Source organism: Pelorhabdus sp. sgz311001 (assembly GCF_055901755.1).
On the sequence record NZ_JBVXUT010000002.1, the window covers coordinates 388,240 to 406,630 of the forward strand.

Genomic DNA, 18,391 nt, shown 5'->3' on the forward strand with positions numbered 1-18,391 from the left:
TTATCCCTCTTGTTGTAAATATAAGTAATGGTATAATCCCTGAGCAGCCATCAACTGTTCATGCGTTCCCGCCTCTACCATGCGACCATGATCAATCACAGCAATAGCATTGCAGCTTTGTACGGTTGATAAGCGATGGGCGATCATAAAGAGTGTCCGTCCGGCACAAATTTGATCCAAATTCTCCATAATAATCCGCTCGGACTCATAGTCAAGCGCACTTGTCGCTTCATCAAAAATCAAAATTCGAGGATTCGTAAGGAGCGCTCTGGCAATAGCTACCCGCTGGCGCTGTCCGCCAGAAAGAGCTGTTCCCCGCTCACCTACTTTTGTATCATACCCTTCTGGCAATTCCAAAATAAATTCATGAGCGCCAGCGACCTTCGCAACTTGAATAACTTCAGCCATAGACGCGCTCGGACGGCTTAAGGCAATGTTATCTCGCACACTAGAGTTAAACAGGTAATTTTCCTGTAAAACTACGCCGATTTGACTACGCAGCCAATGCGGCGGCACTTGCGTAATATCATGCCCGTCAATTAACACCCGGCCATTTTCCGGCGCATATAAGAACTGAATGAGCTTTGTTAAAGTACTCTTACCAGAACCAGACCGACCGACGATGCCAACCCGTGATCCCGGCGGCGCATGAAAAGAAATATCCTGCAGCACTGGCGGCAGATCAAGGCGATAGCGAAAGGACACTTTTTCAAAAGCCACATCGCCCTGCAAAGCCGGAGCATTAGGAGCAGCAGCCGCAAGAACCGGTTCGGCTCGCGTATTTAAAATATCGCCGATCCGTTCGAGCGCCAAAGCAGACTGTTGAAAATGCTGCCACATCCCAACCAGCGTCAAAATCGGTGAATTGGCCTGATTCGCCAACATTTGAAAAGCAATAAGCTGACCAAGAGTCATCGTGCCATCCATAACCATGTGGCCGCCCATCCACAAAATGCTAATCGAGGACAATACCTGCAGCACCGAAGCGCCGCTATTAACGCCAATGCCCAGCTTCGCACTATGGAAGGTTCGTCCAACATACCGAGCGAGAAGTTGCTCCCAACGATGCACGAACTGTGGCTCTAAAGCCAAAGCTTTTACAGTTTGCATCCCAGTAACGGCTTCGACTAAAAAGGCATTGTTTTCCGCGCCAGCCTCCCAAACAGCTTCAATGCGCTTTTGGAAAATCGGCGTTGCCCATAGATTCAATATAATATATAAGGGAATCACCGCTAGCGCCAACCATGTCAGCTTCACACTAAAGGTAAACATGACCGCAATAAAGACGACTGAGAAAAAAACATCAAGCACCACGGTAATGGCTGTGCCTGTCAAAAACTCGCGGATACTAGCCAACGAGCCAACACGCATCATCGTATCGCCGACGCGTCGATGCTCAAAATACGGCAGCGGTAATGCTGATAAATGACGAAATAACCTTGACCCTAAAATCACATCAAGCTTATTCGTCGTATGGGTTAAGAGATAGGTTCGCAAAACATTTAAGATACATTGAAAACCACTAAGACCTACCAGGACAATAGCCAGTACGTCAAGCGTTGATAGACCGCCGCTACCTAAGACCTTATCAATGATAACCTGCGTAAAGAGCGGCATCATCAAACCAAATAACTGCAGAAAAAAAGAAGCCGCTACTACTTCGATAAAGTAGCGCTTATAATGAAGGATAATCTGATAGAACCAGGCCAGATTGTATTTATGAACAATCCGCCGCCAATCAAAAGGCTGCGTAAACAGAAGCAGCTTACCAGTCCACTGAGCGCCAAACTCTTCCACTGGCATTGCATAAGGTTTTCCTACAGCTGGATCGGATAAAAATACATTTTGTTCATTATTCCAGCCGACCATGACATAACGTCCGTCTTTCATTTGGGCAATGGCCGGAACTGGCGTTTTCGGAAGATCTTCCAATTTCACGGCAGCTACGCGACTATTAAATTTATAGCGTTTTACAAGAGGTGCCAGATTTTCCAAAGATAGTGTCCCCGAAAAGCCCTGCTTAATTTCCTCTATTGTCACTGCCTGGCCCAAATGATTCAGTACCATTACCATACAGGCAAAAGCCGTTTCTTCCCGCGCTTTTGCATTCATTTCTTGTTCAGACATGCTTGTACCTCATTTTATCTTCGATTCAAACTCTTTTACTATTATGACAGAAAGCGGCAGGATGGTCAACGAATCCAACCAAAGTGTCAAAAAAAGATGGCCCAGTTTTTGCTGTGCCATCTTGTAAACAGACAGTAATTATATAGAAAAACTTATTTTTGAACCAGACTATAGGTCACGCCAGATGACATCGCACTACTCTGCACCTTATACACATTGCCGCTAATGACAAAGCTATTCACACTTGTCGTATCATTCCAGTTCATCAGCGTCAAATTGGCGCCGCCTACATTTAAGTTCAAATTGCCGGAAGCAAACGATACGCCAACAGACGACGCCATAAGACCGCTATCATAGAGCATGACCGAATCTGTCGCGCCTGAGAAAAAGACTTTATCATTGCCGTCATTTTTACCGAACCAGTATACATCAGAGTTGCCGGCTGCTATACCAAAAGCGCTCCCATCATTCATTCCCATTAAGGTATCATTGCCTGCTGCACCCCAAAGCTGATCACTGGCGCCACCTGCCTTTAGCACATTGTCGCCAGAGGTACCGCGCAGATAATCATGGCCATCGCCTCGCGCATTCTGTACGCCAACAAACTGCGTCGTATCATAGAGATTAATCGTTGTTGAATTAGATCCGCTACCAGCTTCGACCTCATTGCCACTGCCAATCAAATTGATTTGCCCCAGTTGCAGCGCATTGTCATAGGCAAGTACTGTATCATTGCCGCTGGCTTGTCCGCTAATAATAACACTACCTGCTTTTAATGATACAGCAACGGCTTGTCTAGTCACAGGATCAATCACTGAAACGTGGGTGTTATTGCCACCTTCATCTTTAAAAGTTAAATTAGCATAAGCATGATCTTTAATATAAAGACTATCGACACTATTGCCCTTCGTTGTGATCGTCAGATAATTATTGCTGTCAACAGTATATTCAAGATCGCGGGCATCCCAATTATATAGATTTACCGTATCATTCAAACTTACACCAAGCTGATCAATCACATCATGACCATCGCCGGAGCCAAACCAGAAAGTAACGGCATTACTTAGACCTATCGCACCATCACGCAGCGTATCATCACCAGTCGAGCCCCAGAGCTGATCGCCAGCTGCTGCCGTTAAAATATTATTACCGTTATTGCCGCGCACATAACCGTTGCCGCCGCCTGTAGCATTGTTCACGCCAATAAAGTGAGCTGTCTCAAAGAGATTGATCGTAGCTGCCGCACTACCAACAATTGTAGTTGTTGCATTATTTTCGGCAATGTAAATATTGTCCGGACTATAATTTGCGCCGCTGGAAGCGCCAGTAAGCGCATCATTATTTATCACATTGAATTTCTTACCATCAGCAGTCATAAACACCGGACCGGGATTATACATATGCCAATAACTCAAAGACCCTAGATTCAAAGAATCTGTCGTATCTCCAGCAAAGGTTACAAATAAATTACCGTCCTTTGTCGTTACCTGCACATCACTCTGATTCACGTTATATAGATTAATCGTATCATCAGTCCGCAAATTATAGGGCATTACCGCCCCGCTAATGCTCACATTAGTAACCGAATCCTGACCATCGCCGCGGCCAAACCATATCTTATTATAGCCATTCGTTACAGATAACGTATCATTGCCGCCAATCCCTCCCCAGAGATTGGTATTCCCCAGTGCAACAATCACATTATCCTGACTATCGCCACGCAAATAGCCACCGCCGCCGCTCGCATTATTACTGCCAATAATATTTTGAATCCCGCTAAACTGGGTCGTATCATAAAGATTGATCGTAACAGACTGACCGACACCTATAGCATTCACCGTATTATTGGTGCCGGAAACACTGACAATGCCTGTGGCGACTGTCGGATCATAAGGAATCATATTATTGCCACTGGGATTTGTCACAATAGGCGCTACAATGGTTCCATTCGCTAATTTAATTTTAGGTGCGCCAGTTTTACCGGAAGGGTCTGTAGCACTATTAAAATAGTCTTTAATCGTCACACTAGCTCCCGTTGTACCGACAGTAATCATCAAGTCAGTCCCCGAAGCGCCAGCCCTTGCATAGGTCACATTATCAGCCGTCGCATCATAAAGATAGACCACATCGCCGCCATTCACTTTATAATTAACAAAATCATTGCCGTCAGCGGAACCAAACCAATAGGTCGTGGAGCCAATTACAGTAGCTCCGCTCGCATCTAAGGTATCATTGCCAGCACCGCCCCACAGCTGATCGCCGGAAGTAGCGCCAGTAACTTGTATCAAGTTATCGCCGCTGTCGCCCCGTAAATAGTTACTGTTATAACCACTTTGATCAGTAATATTTTCAAAGCCGCTAAAGATCGGGCCTGTCAAATTAATGGACTGACCATTAGCATGCGCTGCATTAATTAAAGTATTAGGACCTGAGCCATCATCATCCTTGGCAATGACCTGCGTCGTACTGCTCGGATTGGCCAGATCGAACAAAGTATTTTGCTTCGTTCCCACGTTGATATAACCATCATGTACATTCCCCGCTGTGACATCATCATTAAAATACAATCGACCGCTTAACGTAGAACCATTCGAATCTGCTAGAGAAGACAAATCGAAGTAAAGATGGGCCACGCTAAGTGCCCCTGCTAGGTTGTATATATCTATGGACTGCCCCGCATTAGTCCCCGCATGAATGATTATATCATTGCCATTCGAAGAATAGGTGAGATCAGCAACATTCGTGTTAAATTGCAGTATCCCATCTACAAGTAAACCATTATAAATATACCAACCTGTAATGGTATCATTGCCATCGCCAGCACTAATGATGATTCTATCTCTACGAGCCGCGTCAACTTCGTTCATCCCGTTCAAGTAAAATACATCATTGCCGGCGCCGCCCACTAAAGTATCCGCAACTGGTTTTGAATAAATCACAGATGACACGTCAATCGTGTCATTGCCCTCGCCGCCATATAGAACAAGTCCAGGCTTATTAGCTGCCGTCGTGGTAGTTTCTTTCAACAAGTCATTACCAGTCCCGCCATAGACAGTCAGCATATGACCCGAAGCAGCGGCTGTATTATGATCAATAAAGGTATCACCGCCGTTGGTCAGATAAATTGTCTCCTCCATGGCAGCCGTAGCTCCTGCTGGTGCAGTCGCAATATCATAAGTATAGGTTCCCCCCGGCAGAGACGCCATATATATGCTCTTAGTCACATCAATATTTGCCATTTTCCGAATTCCTCCTTTGCTTCCCTTCCATTATAATCCTTTTAGTTTTTACGTGAATGAGAAATTATTCCTATTTATAAAAAAGTGCAATCCCGCAAGATTGCACCATCTTAAAAAAAGGTCTTATGCTATTAAAGCGTCTTATGCCTATTTTTGTACCAGACTATAGGTCACGCCAGATGACGTCGCACTACTCTGCACCTTATACACATTGCCGCCAATGACAAAGCTATTCACACTTGTCGTATCATTCCAGTTCATCAGCGTCAAATTGGCGCCGCCTACATTTAAGTTCAAATTGCCGGAAGCAAACGATACGCCAACAGACGACGCCATAAGACCGCTATCATAGAGCATGACCGAATCTGTCGCGCCTGAGAAAAAGACTTTATCATTGCCGTCATTTTTACCGAACCAGTATACATCAGAGTTGCCAATGCCGCCAACGCCCATTAAAGTATCATTTCCTGCCGCGCCCCAAAGCTGATCGCTCGCGCCGCCTGCCTTTAGCACATTATCGCCAGAGGTACCGCGGAGATAATCATGGCCATCGCCTCGCGCATTCTGTACGCCAACAAACTGCGTCGTATCATAGAGATTAATCGTTGTTGAATTAGATCCGCTACCAGCTTCGACCTCATTGCCACTGCCAATCAAATTGATTTGCCCCAGTTGCAGCGCATTGTCATAGCCAACTACTGTATCATTGCCACTAGCTTGTTCGCTAAAAACCAGAGTTCCCGCTTTTAGAAAAGCAGCATTTACACTGCTCGTCACAGGATCAACTGCTGCAATGCCAAAGAAAGCGCCATTCTTGTCTTCAAAAGTTAAGTGAGAATAATGCGTGTCCTTAATATAAAGGCTGTCGGAAATATTGCCCTTAGCAGTAACCGTCAAATAACCGCTACCATCAATAGCAGCGTTTAAATCACTGGCGTTCCAGTTATATAGATTCACTGTATCACTAGACAAAAACTGATCAATCACATCCTGGCCGTCACCGGAGCCAAACCAGAAAGTAGTAGAACCAGTTGAACTAAATAACGTATCATTGCCAGCTGCGCCCCAAAGTTGATCGCCGGGATTTGCTATTAAGATATTATCATTGCTATTGCCACGCACATACCCCTCCCCGCCGCCAGTAGCATTATTCACGCCCATAAAACGAGTCGTATCAAAGAGATTGATTGTTGCTGCAGCACTGCCAGCCACAAAAGCATTAGCGCTATCGTGGGCAATGTAAATACTGTCTGCACTATAATTGGCGCCGCCAGAAGTACCAGAAGTACCATCATCTGCAATCACATGAAAGCTCCTACCATCGGCAGTCGTAAACACAGGGCCGAGGCCATAACCTCTCCAATCACTTAAAGACCCCAGATTCAAAGAATCTGGCGTATCGCCAGCAAAGGTTACCAGTAGATTGCCGTCCTTGGTCGTGACTTGTACATCACTTCGATTGACATTATAGAGATTGATCGTATCAGTAGAATGTAAAACAGAACGAGCTGAAAAGCCATTAGGAAACGTTGCTGCCGCAACCGAATCTTGACCATCGCCGCGGCCAAACCAGATCCGGTTACTCCCCATGTCAACTACTAAAGTATCATTGCCGCCAACACCGCCCCAAAGATTCGTATTGCCCATTGCAACAATCGCATTATCCTGACTGTCACCGCGCAAATAACCGCCACCGCCAGATATAAGAAAATTGCCAATAATATTTTGAATTCCGCTAAACTGCGTCGTATCATAAAGATTAATCGTAACTGTTTGATTGGCACTTATAGCATTCACCGTGTTATTCGTGCCGGAAGCACTGATCAGACCTGTGGCAACTCTCGGATCATAAGCAATCACATTATTGCCGCCGCTACTTGGCAAAAGCGGCGACACGATAGCCCCATTCGCTAATTTAATTTGGGGTGCGCCAGTTTTACCAGCAGCATCTGTAGCACGATTAAAATAGTTGGTAATCGTCACACTGGCTCCCGTCGCGCCAACTGTAATCAGCAAATCAGTTCCGGAAGTACCTGATCTGGTGTAGGTCACATTATCCGCCGTGGCATCATAAAGATAGACCACATCGTTGCCATTTACCTTATAGTTGATAACATCATGGCCATCGCCGGAGCCGAACCAATAGGTCGTGGAACCAACAACAGCCGCCCCACTCGCATCTAAGGTATCATTGCCAGCACCGCCCCACAATTGATCGCCGGAAGTAGCGCCAGTAACTTGTATCAAGTTATCACCGCTGTCGCCGCGCAGATAGTTGCCTTTATGCCCGCTGTTATCGGTAATATTTTCAAAGCCGCTAAAAATCGAACCTGACAAATTGATGGACTGTCCATCAGCAGGCGCTCCGTTAATTAAAGTATTATTGTCAGAGTTAATATCACCAGCGATGACCTTCGTTGCACTGCTCGGATTGGCTAAATCAAAATAAGTATCCTGCCTAAACCCGGTATTGATATAACCATCATGTACATTTCCAAGCGTATGATCGTCATTAAAATACACGCGGCCATTTAAAAGAGAACCATTCGCATCTGTAATGGAAGATAAATTGAGATCATTGATGTGACCAAGCAACCCTCCCGCACCAGCAATAGTTACAGTCTGACCAGTACTCCCCACATGGATAATCAAATCATTACCATTCGATGAGTAACTCAAATCTGCAACACTCGTGTTAAATTGTAGTATCCCGTCGATTAGTAGCCCATTAGAATCGATAGTCCAAGCGACAATAGTATCATTGCCATCACCAGCATTAATGATGATTTTATCCCTACGTGCTTGATCAGCTATTCTCCCATTTGCCAAGTAAAATACATCATTTCCAGCACCGCCCACGAGAGTATCCGCGATGGGTTTCAAAAGATCCTCATGATACACGTCAAGCGTATCGGCGCCATCACCGCCATACATAATAATCCCTGGCGTATTAGCTCCCGTCGCAGTAGTTTCTGTAAGCCAGTCATTGCCAGTGCCGCCATAAACAATCAACGTATGGGCAGAAGCATTCGCCGTATTATTGTCAATAAAAGTATCGCTGCCGTTGGTTAGATAAATAGACTCTTGCATGGCAGCCGTAGCTCCTGCTGGTGCAGTCGCAATATCATAAGTATAGGTTCCCCCCGGCAGAGACGCCATATATATGCTCTTAGTCACATCAATATTTGCCATTTTCCGAATTCCTCCTTTGCTCCCCTTCCATTATAATCCTTTTAGTTTTTACGTGAATGAGAAATTATTCCTATTTATAAAAAAGTGCAATCCCGCAAGATTGCACCATCTTAAAAAAAGGTCTTATGCTATTAAAGCGTCTTATGCCTATTTTTGTACCAGACTATAGGTCACGCCAGATGACGTTGCACTACTTTGCACTTTATACACATTGCCGCCAATGACAAAGCTATTCACACTTGTCGTATCATTCCAGTTCATCAGCGTCAGATTGGCGCCGCCTACATTTAAGTTCAAATTGCCGGAAGCAAACGACACGCCGATAGCCGAGGCCGTGAGGCCGCTGTCATAAAGCATGACCGAATCGGTCACGCCAGAGAAGAATACTTTGTCATTGCCGTCATTTTTGCCGAACCAGTATACATCAGAGTTGCCTGCGGCCGTCGCCGGAGTCCCATCATTCATTCCCATTAAAGTATCATTGCCTGCTGCACCCCAAAGCTGATCACTGGCGCCACCTGCCTTTAGCACATTATCGCCAGAGGTACCGCGGAGATAATCATGGCCATTGCCAATTGCATTCTGCACGCCGCTAAACACCGTCGTATCATAAAGATTGATCGTCGTTGAAACAAGAGCGCCAGTACCTACCGTAGACACCGTATTGCCGCTGCCAGTCAGATCGATCTTGCCAAGCTGCAAGGCATTATCATAGCCAACTACTGTATCATTGCCACTAGCTTGTTCGCTAAAAACCAGAGTTCCCGCTTTTAGACCAGCAACATTTACACTGCTAGTCACAGGATCAACTGCTGTAATGCCGAAAAAGTTACCATTCTTGTCCTCTAACGTCAGAGCGGAATAGTTCGTATCCTTAATATAAAGGCTATCGGCACTATTGCCCTTGGCAGTAATCGTCAGATACCCATTGCTATCAACGGCATACTGCAAGTCACTAGCATTCCAGTTATATAGATTGACTGTGTCTGTGGCCGCAATGCCACTAATTACATCCTGCCCATCGCCAGTACCAAACCAGAACGTTTCACTAGCAAAACCGCCACCAAGTAACGTATCATTGCCAGCAGCGCCCCAAAGTTGATCGCCAGCAGCTGCGGTTAGTATATTATCAGAGCTATTGCCACGCACATAGCCGTTCCCGCCGCCAGTAGCATTGTTTACGCCCATAAAGTGTGCCGTATCAAAGAGATTAATTGTGGCTGCAGCACTGCCAGCAACTGTGGCAGCGGCACGATCCTGGGCAATATAAATATTGTCCGCGCTGTAATTGGCGCCGCCAGAAGTGCCAGAAGTACCATCATCTGCAATCACATGAAAGCTCTTGCCATCGACAGTCGTAAACACAGGGCCAAGGCCATGACCCCTCCAGCTACTTAAAGACCCCAGATTCAAAGAATCTGTCGTATCGCCAGCAAAGGTTACCAGTACATTGCCATACTTTGTCGTGACTTGTACATCACTTCGATTGACATTATAGAGATTAATCGTGTCAAGAGAATTTAATGCAGGCGTAACAGACCCCCAATTAGGAATCGTTGCCGTCGCCGCCGAATCCTGACCATCGCCGCGGCCAAACCAAATCCGTACAGGACCTCCCCCTGCAGTTAATGTATCATTACCGCCAATGCCTCCCCAGAGATCGGCAGGCCCCATAGCAATAATAATATTATCCTGACTGTCGCCACGTAGGTAATCTCTACCTGAACCACTGCCACTGCCAAGAATATTTTGAATTCCGCTAAATTGCGTCGTATCATAAAGATTAATCGTAACAGACTGGCCAGCGCTGTTAGCATTCACCGTGTTATTCGTGCCGGAGGCACTGATCAGACCTGTGGCGACTTTCGGATCATAAGCAATCACATTATTGCCGCCGCTACTTGGCAAAAGCGGCGACACGATAGCCCCATTCGCTAATTTAATTTTGGGCGCACCCGTTTTACCAGCAGCATCTGTAGCACGATTAAAATAGTTGGTAATCGTCACACTAGCTCCCGTCGCGCCAACTGTAATCAGCAAATCAGTTCCGGAAGTACCTGATCTGATGTAGGTCACATTATCCGCCGTGGCATCATAAAGATAGACCACATCGTTGCCATTTACTTTATAGTTAATAACATCGTGGCCATCGCCGGAGCCGAACCAATAGGTCGTGGAACCAACAACAGCCGCCACGCTCGCATCTAAGGTATCATCGCCAGCACCGCCCCATAGCTGATCGCCGGAAGTAGCGCCAGTAACTTGTATCAAGTTATTGCCGCTGTCGCCGCGCAGATAGTTGCCTTTATGCCCGCTGTTATCAGTAATATTTTCAAAGCCGCTAAAGATCGATCCTGACAAATTGATGGACTGTCCATCAGCAGGCGCTTTATTGATCAACGTATTATTGTCAGAGTTAATATCACCAGCGATGACCTTCGTTGCACTGCTCGGATTGGCCAAGTCTAATAACGTATTTTGCCTGAGACCTACATTAATATAGCCATCTATTATATTCTGCAACATTCTAGTGCCATCATCATTGACGGCTACGTAACCGCTTAAAGCTGTTCCCGTCGCGTCATTAAGGGTTGACAAATTAAACGATTTAGCAGCGAGATATTCGTATCTCGCGATACCGGCAAGCGCTACGGTCTGACCCGTAGCCCCGACATGAATAATGAGGTCCTCGCCATTTGACGAATAAGTAAGATCCTCAGCCTTTACATTGATTTGAATGACATTACTTGGAATACCCCCATCTGGGGCAACAGCTATTGTACCACCTATCGTATCATTGCCATCACCGGCATTTATGATAATCTTGTCTCTGCCGGCTCGGTCAGCAACGTTCCCAGCCGCCAGTATATATAAATCATTGCCAAGACCGCCCACCAAGGTATCGCCAATTGTCTGTCCTGAAAGCGAAGCGCTTGAAACCAAGGTATCAGCGCCATCGCCGCCATAAATAATCAACGTCGAGTAATTATCTATGTAAAATTCTCTAAAGTAGTCATTGCCAGCACCACCGTAGACAGTGAGCGTTCGTCCCGAAAGACCACCTGAATTGGTAACATAAAAGGTATCGCCGCCGTTGGTTAGATAAATAGACTCTTGCATGGCAACCGTAGCTCCTGCTGGTGCATTCCTAAAATTATAAGTATAAGTTCCCCCTGGCAGAGTTGCCGTATATACACTCTTCGTTACATCAATATTAGCCATTTACCCAAACACACTCCCTTATTTTCTCTTCTATTATAACTGGTTATTTATTTCTGAACCAGACTATAGGTCGTACTGGAACCTGTCCCAAAGCTTTGCACTTTGTAGGCACTGCCGCCAATCAGGAAAGTATTGACGCTTGTCGTCACATCCCAGTTTGCAATTGTCAGCGTAGCGTCGCCGATACGTAAGGACAAATTTCCCACAGCAAAGGAAACTCCAACAGACGCAGCCGTGAGACCACTGTCATAGAGCATAACAGAATCGGTTTTACCAGAGTAATATACCGTATCATTGTTATCGGCTTTACCGAACCAGTATACATCATAGTCCCCATTGACCATACCAGCTAAAGTACCATCGTTTCTACCAACTAAAGAATCACTTCCTGCTGCTCCCCACAGCTGATCATCAGTACCGCCAGCTGTCAGAACGTTATCGCCGATAGTACCACGTAAGTAATCGCCGCCATCGCCTTTAGCATTTTGCACGCCGCTAAACGCTGTCGTATCATAGAGGTTAATAGTCGTAGACACAGTAGCGCCTCTGCCAGCATCGACTTCGTTGCCAGTACCAGTAAGGCTAATTTTGCCAAGCTTATATACATTATCATAGCCAGTTACGGTATCGTTGCCGCTAGATTGACCGCTGATAATAACACTGCCTGCTGCTAAATCAGCAGCACTTACTGTACGAGCTCCAGGATTCACCTCTTGAATCGTGAAGCTAACGCCGCTTTTATCTTGAAAAATCATACTATTATAGCTCGCAGCTTCAATATACAGGCTGTCGGCGTTATTGCCGTTTGCCCTAATTGTCAGAAAGCCGCTGCTGTCAATTGCATAATTTAGCTCACTCACATCCCAATTATACAAATTGATCGTATCATTACTCCCATGAACCACAACCACATCATGGTCGTCGCCGGAACCAAACCAAAAAGTATTCGCCGAGTCAGTTCCGACTAGCGTATCATTGCCTTCACCACCCCAAAGTTGATCGCCAACGCCAGAAGAATTACCGGCAGTCAAGACATTATCAGCGCTATTGCCACGAAGATAGCCGCCACCGCCGCCTGCAGCATTATTTATATCAATAAAATGCGTCGTATCATAAAGATCTACCGTTGCATCGGCTTGGCTGGCGATGGTAGCTGTAGCACTATTTTGCGCCACATAAATATTATCACTTGCATAATTTATGCCGCCTGCAGCGTCCGTCACAACATCATCCGCGATAATACGGAATAATTTTCCATCAGCAGTTAAAAACTGAGGACTCGCCGCCAAAGCCGCCCAGTCAGTCAAAGAACCAAGATTTAAAGTATCCTCTGTCTCATCAGTAAAACCTATCACTAAATTGCCGCCGCTAATCATTGGCTTGACGCTACTTCGGTTCACATTATAGAGTTGAATCGTATCACTTGCGTCAAAAGCATTCGTAAAGACGCCGCCATTTACAATCATAGCTGTAGCAATCGAATCTTGCCCATCGCCGCGACCAAACCAAATTACATTCTGAGTCCCGCTTACAGTAAGAGTATCATTGCCGCCAGCGCCGCCCCAAAGATTTGCCCTTCCTGTGCCAATGATCGCATTGTCATGACTGTCACCGCGTAAATAATCCCCCTCGCCGCTGGCCCCATTACTGCCAATTACATTCTGGATGCCACTGAATTTTGTCGTATCATAAAGATTAATTGTAACAGTCTTATTAGCCGCCGCCGCATTTAAGGTGTTATTGACGCCATTCACCCGAAGCAAACCGGAATTCACCTGTGGATCATAGGGAATGAGATTATTACCGCCGTTATTTGTCAGAATCGGCATTACAAAGGCTCCGTCAGATAACTTAATACGAGGACTACTAGGGTTGCCGGAAATTGCAGTAGAGCTGTCAAAATAGCCTTTAATAGTCAAGGCTGCTCCCATCACTCCCACGGTAATCACCAAATCCGTACCAAAGCTACCGCCTTTGGCATACGTTACATCTGATGTCGTAGCATCATAAAGATATACCACATCATGACCGCCAGCCTTAAACATCACCACGTCATTGCCATCGCCAGAGCCAAACCAGTAAGTTGTAGAACCTGCAGCGGCACTCGCATCTAGTGTGTCATTGCCAGCACCGCCCCAAAGCTGCTCATTTGTATTTATCCCAGTAACTTTAAGAGAGTTATTGCCGCTATCACCGCGCAAATAATTGCCGTTTCTACCACTATCATCAATAATATTTTTAAAACCGCTGAAAATAGATCCTGACAAGTTAATCGACTGCCCATCAGCCGTTGCTGTTGAACCATAAAGGATTGTACTGTTCACTTCATCATGGTTAGCAATCACTTTTGTCAAAGGACTAGGATTTGCTTTATCAAAATACGCGAAAGATTGAGTGGCAATGTTAATCGCCCCATCCATGAACGGGCTATTCATAAACCCATTATTGCAAACTACATTACCGCTTAAGGCTGTTCCACTGGCATCGCGTAAGGAGGACAAGTTAAACTTCTTGTAAGTCGCATCAATCGCAGCATAATCAATTTGTATTGTCTGTCCTGTCGTGCCTACCTGAATCACCAAACCTCTAGAATTGCTATAATAGCTTAAATCAGCAGCATTGGCCAAAATCTTTATTACAGCATTATTAGCGATACCAGTCGTGTCGTTTAAACAAAGACCATAAATTGTATCGTTGCCATCGCCAGCACTGATTACGATTTGATCCAAAACAGCGCTAGTAGTATTAAGTTTATAAAGGTCATCACCAGTTCCACCCAACAAAGTATCCGAATTAACTCGGCCAGACTCAACTGTAGAAAGATCAAGGATATCATCTCCCGCACCAGCTTGAATCAGTAAAGCTGGTGCTTGCGCTGCTATATCAGTCATTTCTTTAAAAATATCATTTCCCGCACCACCATAGACAGTTAGGATGGTATTGGATGCATCTGCTGTATTGTCATCTAAGAAGGTGTTCCCTCTATTCGTTAGATATATGGATTCTTTTGTTGCCGCCATACCGTTTCCAGCATTTGCAACATCATAAGTATAGGTTTCTAGTGGCTCTGTAGCCACATACTTACTTGCGGTAACATCAATAGTAGCCATATCAAAAATACCCCTTTCGCATCTCATTTACCTTTTTTATCCTTATTACCCTTAAAATTCAAAAAATTATTATGAATTAGTTTACTATATATAGTGGCGACACACGAGGGGTTATCCTGCTGTTTTTCAAGGGTTATCCTGCTGTCTTTTCAGGTCCAAGTTTTTTAAGCTTTGAAAAACAAATAGCAGTGAGACTAATATAAGCTCACTGCTACAAGACTATGATGTTTGCTTTATTCTTTTACTCCAAACATTTGAATTGAATTACAAAAAAGGTGCAATCTCGAAAGACTGCACCTTTTTATAAGTTGTCTTAATTTTTAAGCAAGGCTTATTTCTGAACCAAGCTGTAAGTTGTACCAGTGGAACCACTAGTTGTTTTAACTTTATAAAGATTTCCACTAATATTGAAGGTATTTACACCAGTCGTATCATTCCAGTTTTGGATACTTAACGTGCCGCCGCCAATCGTCAAGTTCAGAGCGCCGTTTGTATCAACAGCTACACCAACACTAGATGCACTCAGGCCAGCATCATAAAGCATAACCGAATCTGCCGAAGTAGCATTGAATACTTTATCGCTACCGTCATTAGTTCCGAACCAGTATGTTACGGCTTTCGTATTATCATTAGTACCCACCAAAGTATCATTTCCTGCAGCGCCCCACAATTGGTCACCAGCATCGCCAGCAGTCAAGACATTGCTGTTAGCATCGCCGCGAACATAAGAAGTACCTGCACCTTTAGCATTCTGTACACCTGAGAATTGAGTCGTATCATAAAGATTGATCGTTGTGCCTGCTACACCAGCAACTACAGTATTGCCTGTACCGCCAAGAGCAATTTTTCCTAATTGCGTACTATTTTTATAACCAGTTACAGTATGGTTGCCTGCACCGCCAACAACAACGGAATTCTGCAATGCGCCAGTTACATTGATAGCTGCTGTTGAAGTGTCATCAGCTACAAAAGCATTAAATAATTTACCAGTCTGATCAACGAAGGTCAGATTGCTATAAGTACCGCCAGTTATAGTCAAGCTATCAGCAGTATCGCCAGCAATTGTTAATTTCAGATTACCAGTCGCAGCATCAAGCGCATAGTTTAATTGACTAGCATTTGCATTATAAAGATTGATCGTATTAGTCGTAAGTGCCGTAGCACCAGTAATTTTATCATTGCCATCGCCTTGACCAAACCAGAACGTATCTGCTCCAGCACCGACACCAGTAGAAGCAATCAAAGTATCGTTACCAGCACCGCCCCAAAGTTGATCACCTTTACCAGAAGTTAAGATATTATCAGCACTGTTGCCGCGAACATAACCAGTGCCATTACCTAAAGCATTATTGATATTAATAAACTGTGTCGTATCATAAAGGTTTACAGTAGTCACTCCTTTAATAGCAGCGCCACTTACTGTACCAACCGCTAAATCACCAGCAACAACAGTACTTTCGGCTCCAACAGTACCCGTAACATTGTCGATATTGAAGACTTTGCCATCAGCTGATTTGAATTTAGGAGCAACGCCAGTACCAGGAACGATAGTCAAAGAATCAACAGAATCGTTTTTAATACCTACAACAACATTACCGCCAGATACTGTAGCCGTTACATCACCGCGATTTACATTATAAAGACTAACTACGTCATTAGCTTTAGTGTTTTTAACTACATCATTAGAGTCGCCTTTGCCGAACCAGTATACGTTATTATCTTTCAAGTTACCATCTAACGTATCATTTCCGCCTGCACCGCCCCAGATATTTGCATAGCCGGCATTACCAGCAGTAATTGTGTTACTAGCGCTATCGCCACGCAGATAATCGCCAGCATTTGCAGTACCTACAGTATTGCTACCTAAAATTTTCTGAATGCCTGTAAATTTCGTTGTATCATAAAGATTAATCGTGACAGGCTGACCCGCTGCACTTGCATCAAGTACATTGCCAGTACCTTGCCCAGCAATTACACCATAGTTTTTCGTAGGATCATACTTGTAAGTAGCATTACCAGCTGCATTAGAAAGAACTGGAGTTACAACAGTGCCATTAGCTAATTTAATTTGCGGTGCAGAAGTATCACCAGTCGTAGCATTTGAATCGTGGAAATAATTAGAAACTGTTAAAGTAGCGCCAGTGGAACCCACAGTGATAAGAAGATCCGTTCCGCTCGTACCAGTTCTCTGGTAAGAAACATTGCTAGACGTACCGTCATATAAGAAAACAGTATCACTTGCAGCTGTACCTTTTACAAGATCATTGCCATCGCCTGTGCCAAACCAATAAATTTCGCCTGTTTTGCCCGCACCGTCTAATGTATCATTGCCAGCGCCACCCCAAAGTTGGTCGTTTATGCCACCTGTAATCGAGTTGTTTTTGCTATCGCCACGCAAATAATTGGAGCCAGCAGTAGAAAGACTGTCATCGATATTTACAAAACCACTGAAAATCGAACCAGACAAATTGACTGATTTACCAGTCAAACCAGTAGCACCGAGAATAATACTATCCGATTTGCCAGTGCCAACAACTTTAGTTGCTGTCGTATCAAGGGTACCATCATAAGTAACATCTTTATCTAAAGCAATATTTGTATTTTTTGTAGTAAGCGTATCTGCAGTAAATGAGATTGTGCCAGTTAAAGCGTTGCCATTTATATCTAGAATGCGAGAAAGACTGAAAGTTTTAGCATCAACTGCTGCGTTTTTCAGTACGACTGTCTGACCAGAAGTACCAACATTGATAATTAAGTTAGCACCATCAACAGAATAAGTTAAATCGCTAGCAGCCGCATTAATGCGAAGAAGCGTACCAGTATTAGCAGTTGCACCAGTGTTATCAATACCGACGATAGTATCATTGCCATCGCCAGCATTAATTATAATCTGGTCAGCTAAAGTACCAGAAGCAAGTAGTGTGTAGGTATCATTACCAGCACCACCAACTAAAGTATCAAGAGCAACTCTACCCGCTGAGTTAATATTAAACGAATCATTACCAGCACCGCCGTAAGCTACAATGCTAGCTGCTTTAGCGCCAGCAGATTCAGTAAAGGTATCGTTACCAGCACCGCCATAGATAGTCAAAGCATTGGCAGAAGCATCGGAAGTTGATGCATCCTCAAAACCATTACCACCATCAGTTAAATAAATGCTTTCTTTGGTTACCGCACCTGTAACAGCAGTATCATACTTATAAGTATAAGTATCGCCCGGTGTTGTTGCTGTGTATGCATTTTTAGTAATATCAACAGTTGCCATTAAAAAAGACCTCCTCAGATTTTGTTCTTTTTTTATAAACTCTTTTGTTCTTATGAGAATTTAGTATGAATCCATACTTTAAAACCTTTTTTCTGTAAACATTCCCCCTTGAACAAAAGCGAAGTTTCGTTTGCAGATACCCGTGGAAAAACATGCTACAGATACAAGTATACTATACCTGTACAAGAAAATAAAGTTAAAAATCCTCATTTTTCCACAGTTTTTGCAAAATGAGC

At 44.4% G+C, this 18,391-nt stretch carries 6 protein-coding genes; all 6 read right to left on the minus strand.

Features of this window, described 5'->3' with window-relative positions; translation table 11 throughout:
* Positions 1 to 2,127 (minus strand): peptidase domain-containing ABC transporter, encoded by a 2,127-nt coding sequence (locus AC0MXB_RS07730; RefSeq protein ID WP_474039079.1) that lies wholly within the window; start codon positions 2,125 to 2,127, stop codon positions 1 to 3.
* Positions 2,128 to 2,279: 152 nt separating this feature from the next.
* Positions 2,280 to 5,366 (minus strand): calcium-binding protein, encoded by a 3,087-nt coding sequence (locus AC0MXB_RS07735; protein ID WP_474039080.1) that lies wholly within the window; start codon positions 5,364 to 5,366, stop codon positions 2,280 to 2,282.
* Between the two features lie 147 nt (positions 5,367 to 5,513).
* Positions 5,514 to 8,558 carry a beta strand repeat-containing protein gene (locus tag AC0MXB_RS07740; protein ID WP_474039081.1) on the minus strand — a complete coding sequence of 1,015 codons (3,045 nt, stop codon included), beginning with the start codon at positions 8,556 to 8,558 and terminating at the stop codon, positions 5,514 to 5,516.
* A 147-nt stretch (positions 8,559 to 8,705) separates the two neighbouring features.
* Complete coding sequence (locus AC0MXB_RS07745; protein ID WP_474039082.1) at positions 8,706 to 11,780, minus strand: beta strand repeat-containing protein; 3,075 nt, start codon at positions 11,778 to 11,780, stop codon at positions 8,706 to 8,708.
* A gap of 47 nt (positions 11,781 to 11,827) precedes the next feature.
* Positions 11,828 to 14,890: a beta strand repeat-containing protein gene (locus AC0MXB_RS07750; protein WP_474039083.1), complete on the minus strand. Its 3,063-nt coding sequence runs from the start codon at positions 14,888 to 14,890 to the stop codon at positions 11,828 to 11,830.
* 331 nt (positions 14,891 to 15,221) lie between these two features.
* Entirely contained in the window at positions 15,222 to 18,155 is a 2,934-nt protein-coding gene (locus tag AC0MXB_RS07755; RefSeq protein ID WP_474039084.1) for a beta strand repeat-containing protein, read from the minus strand.
* Positions 18,156 to 18,391: the final 236 nt, after the last annotated feature.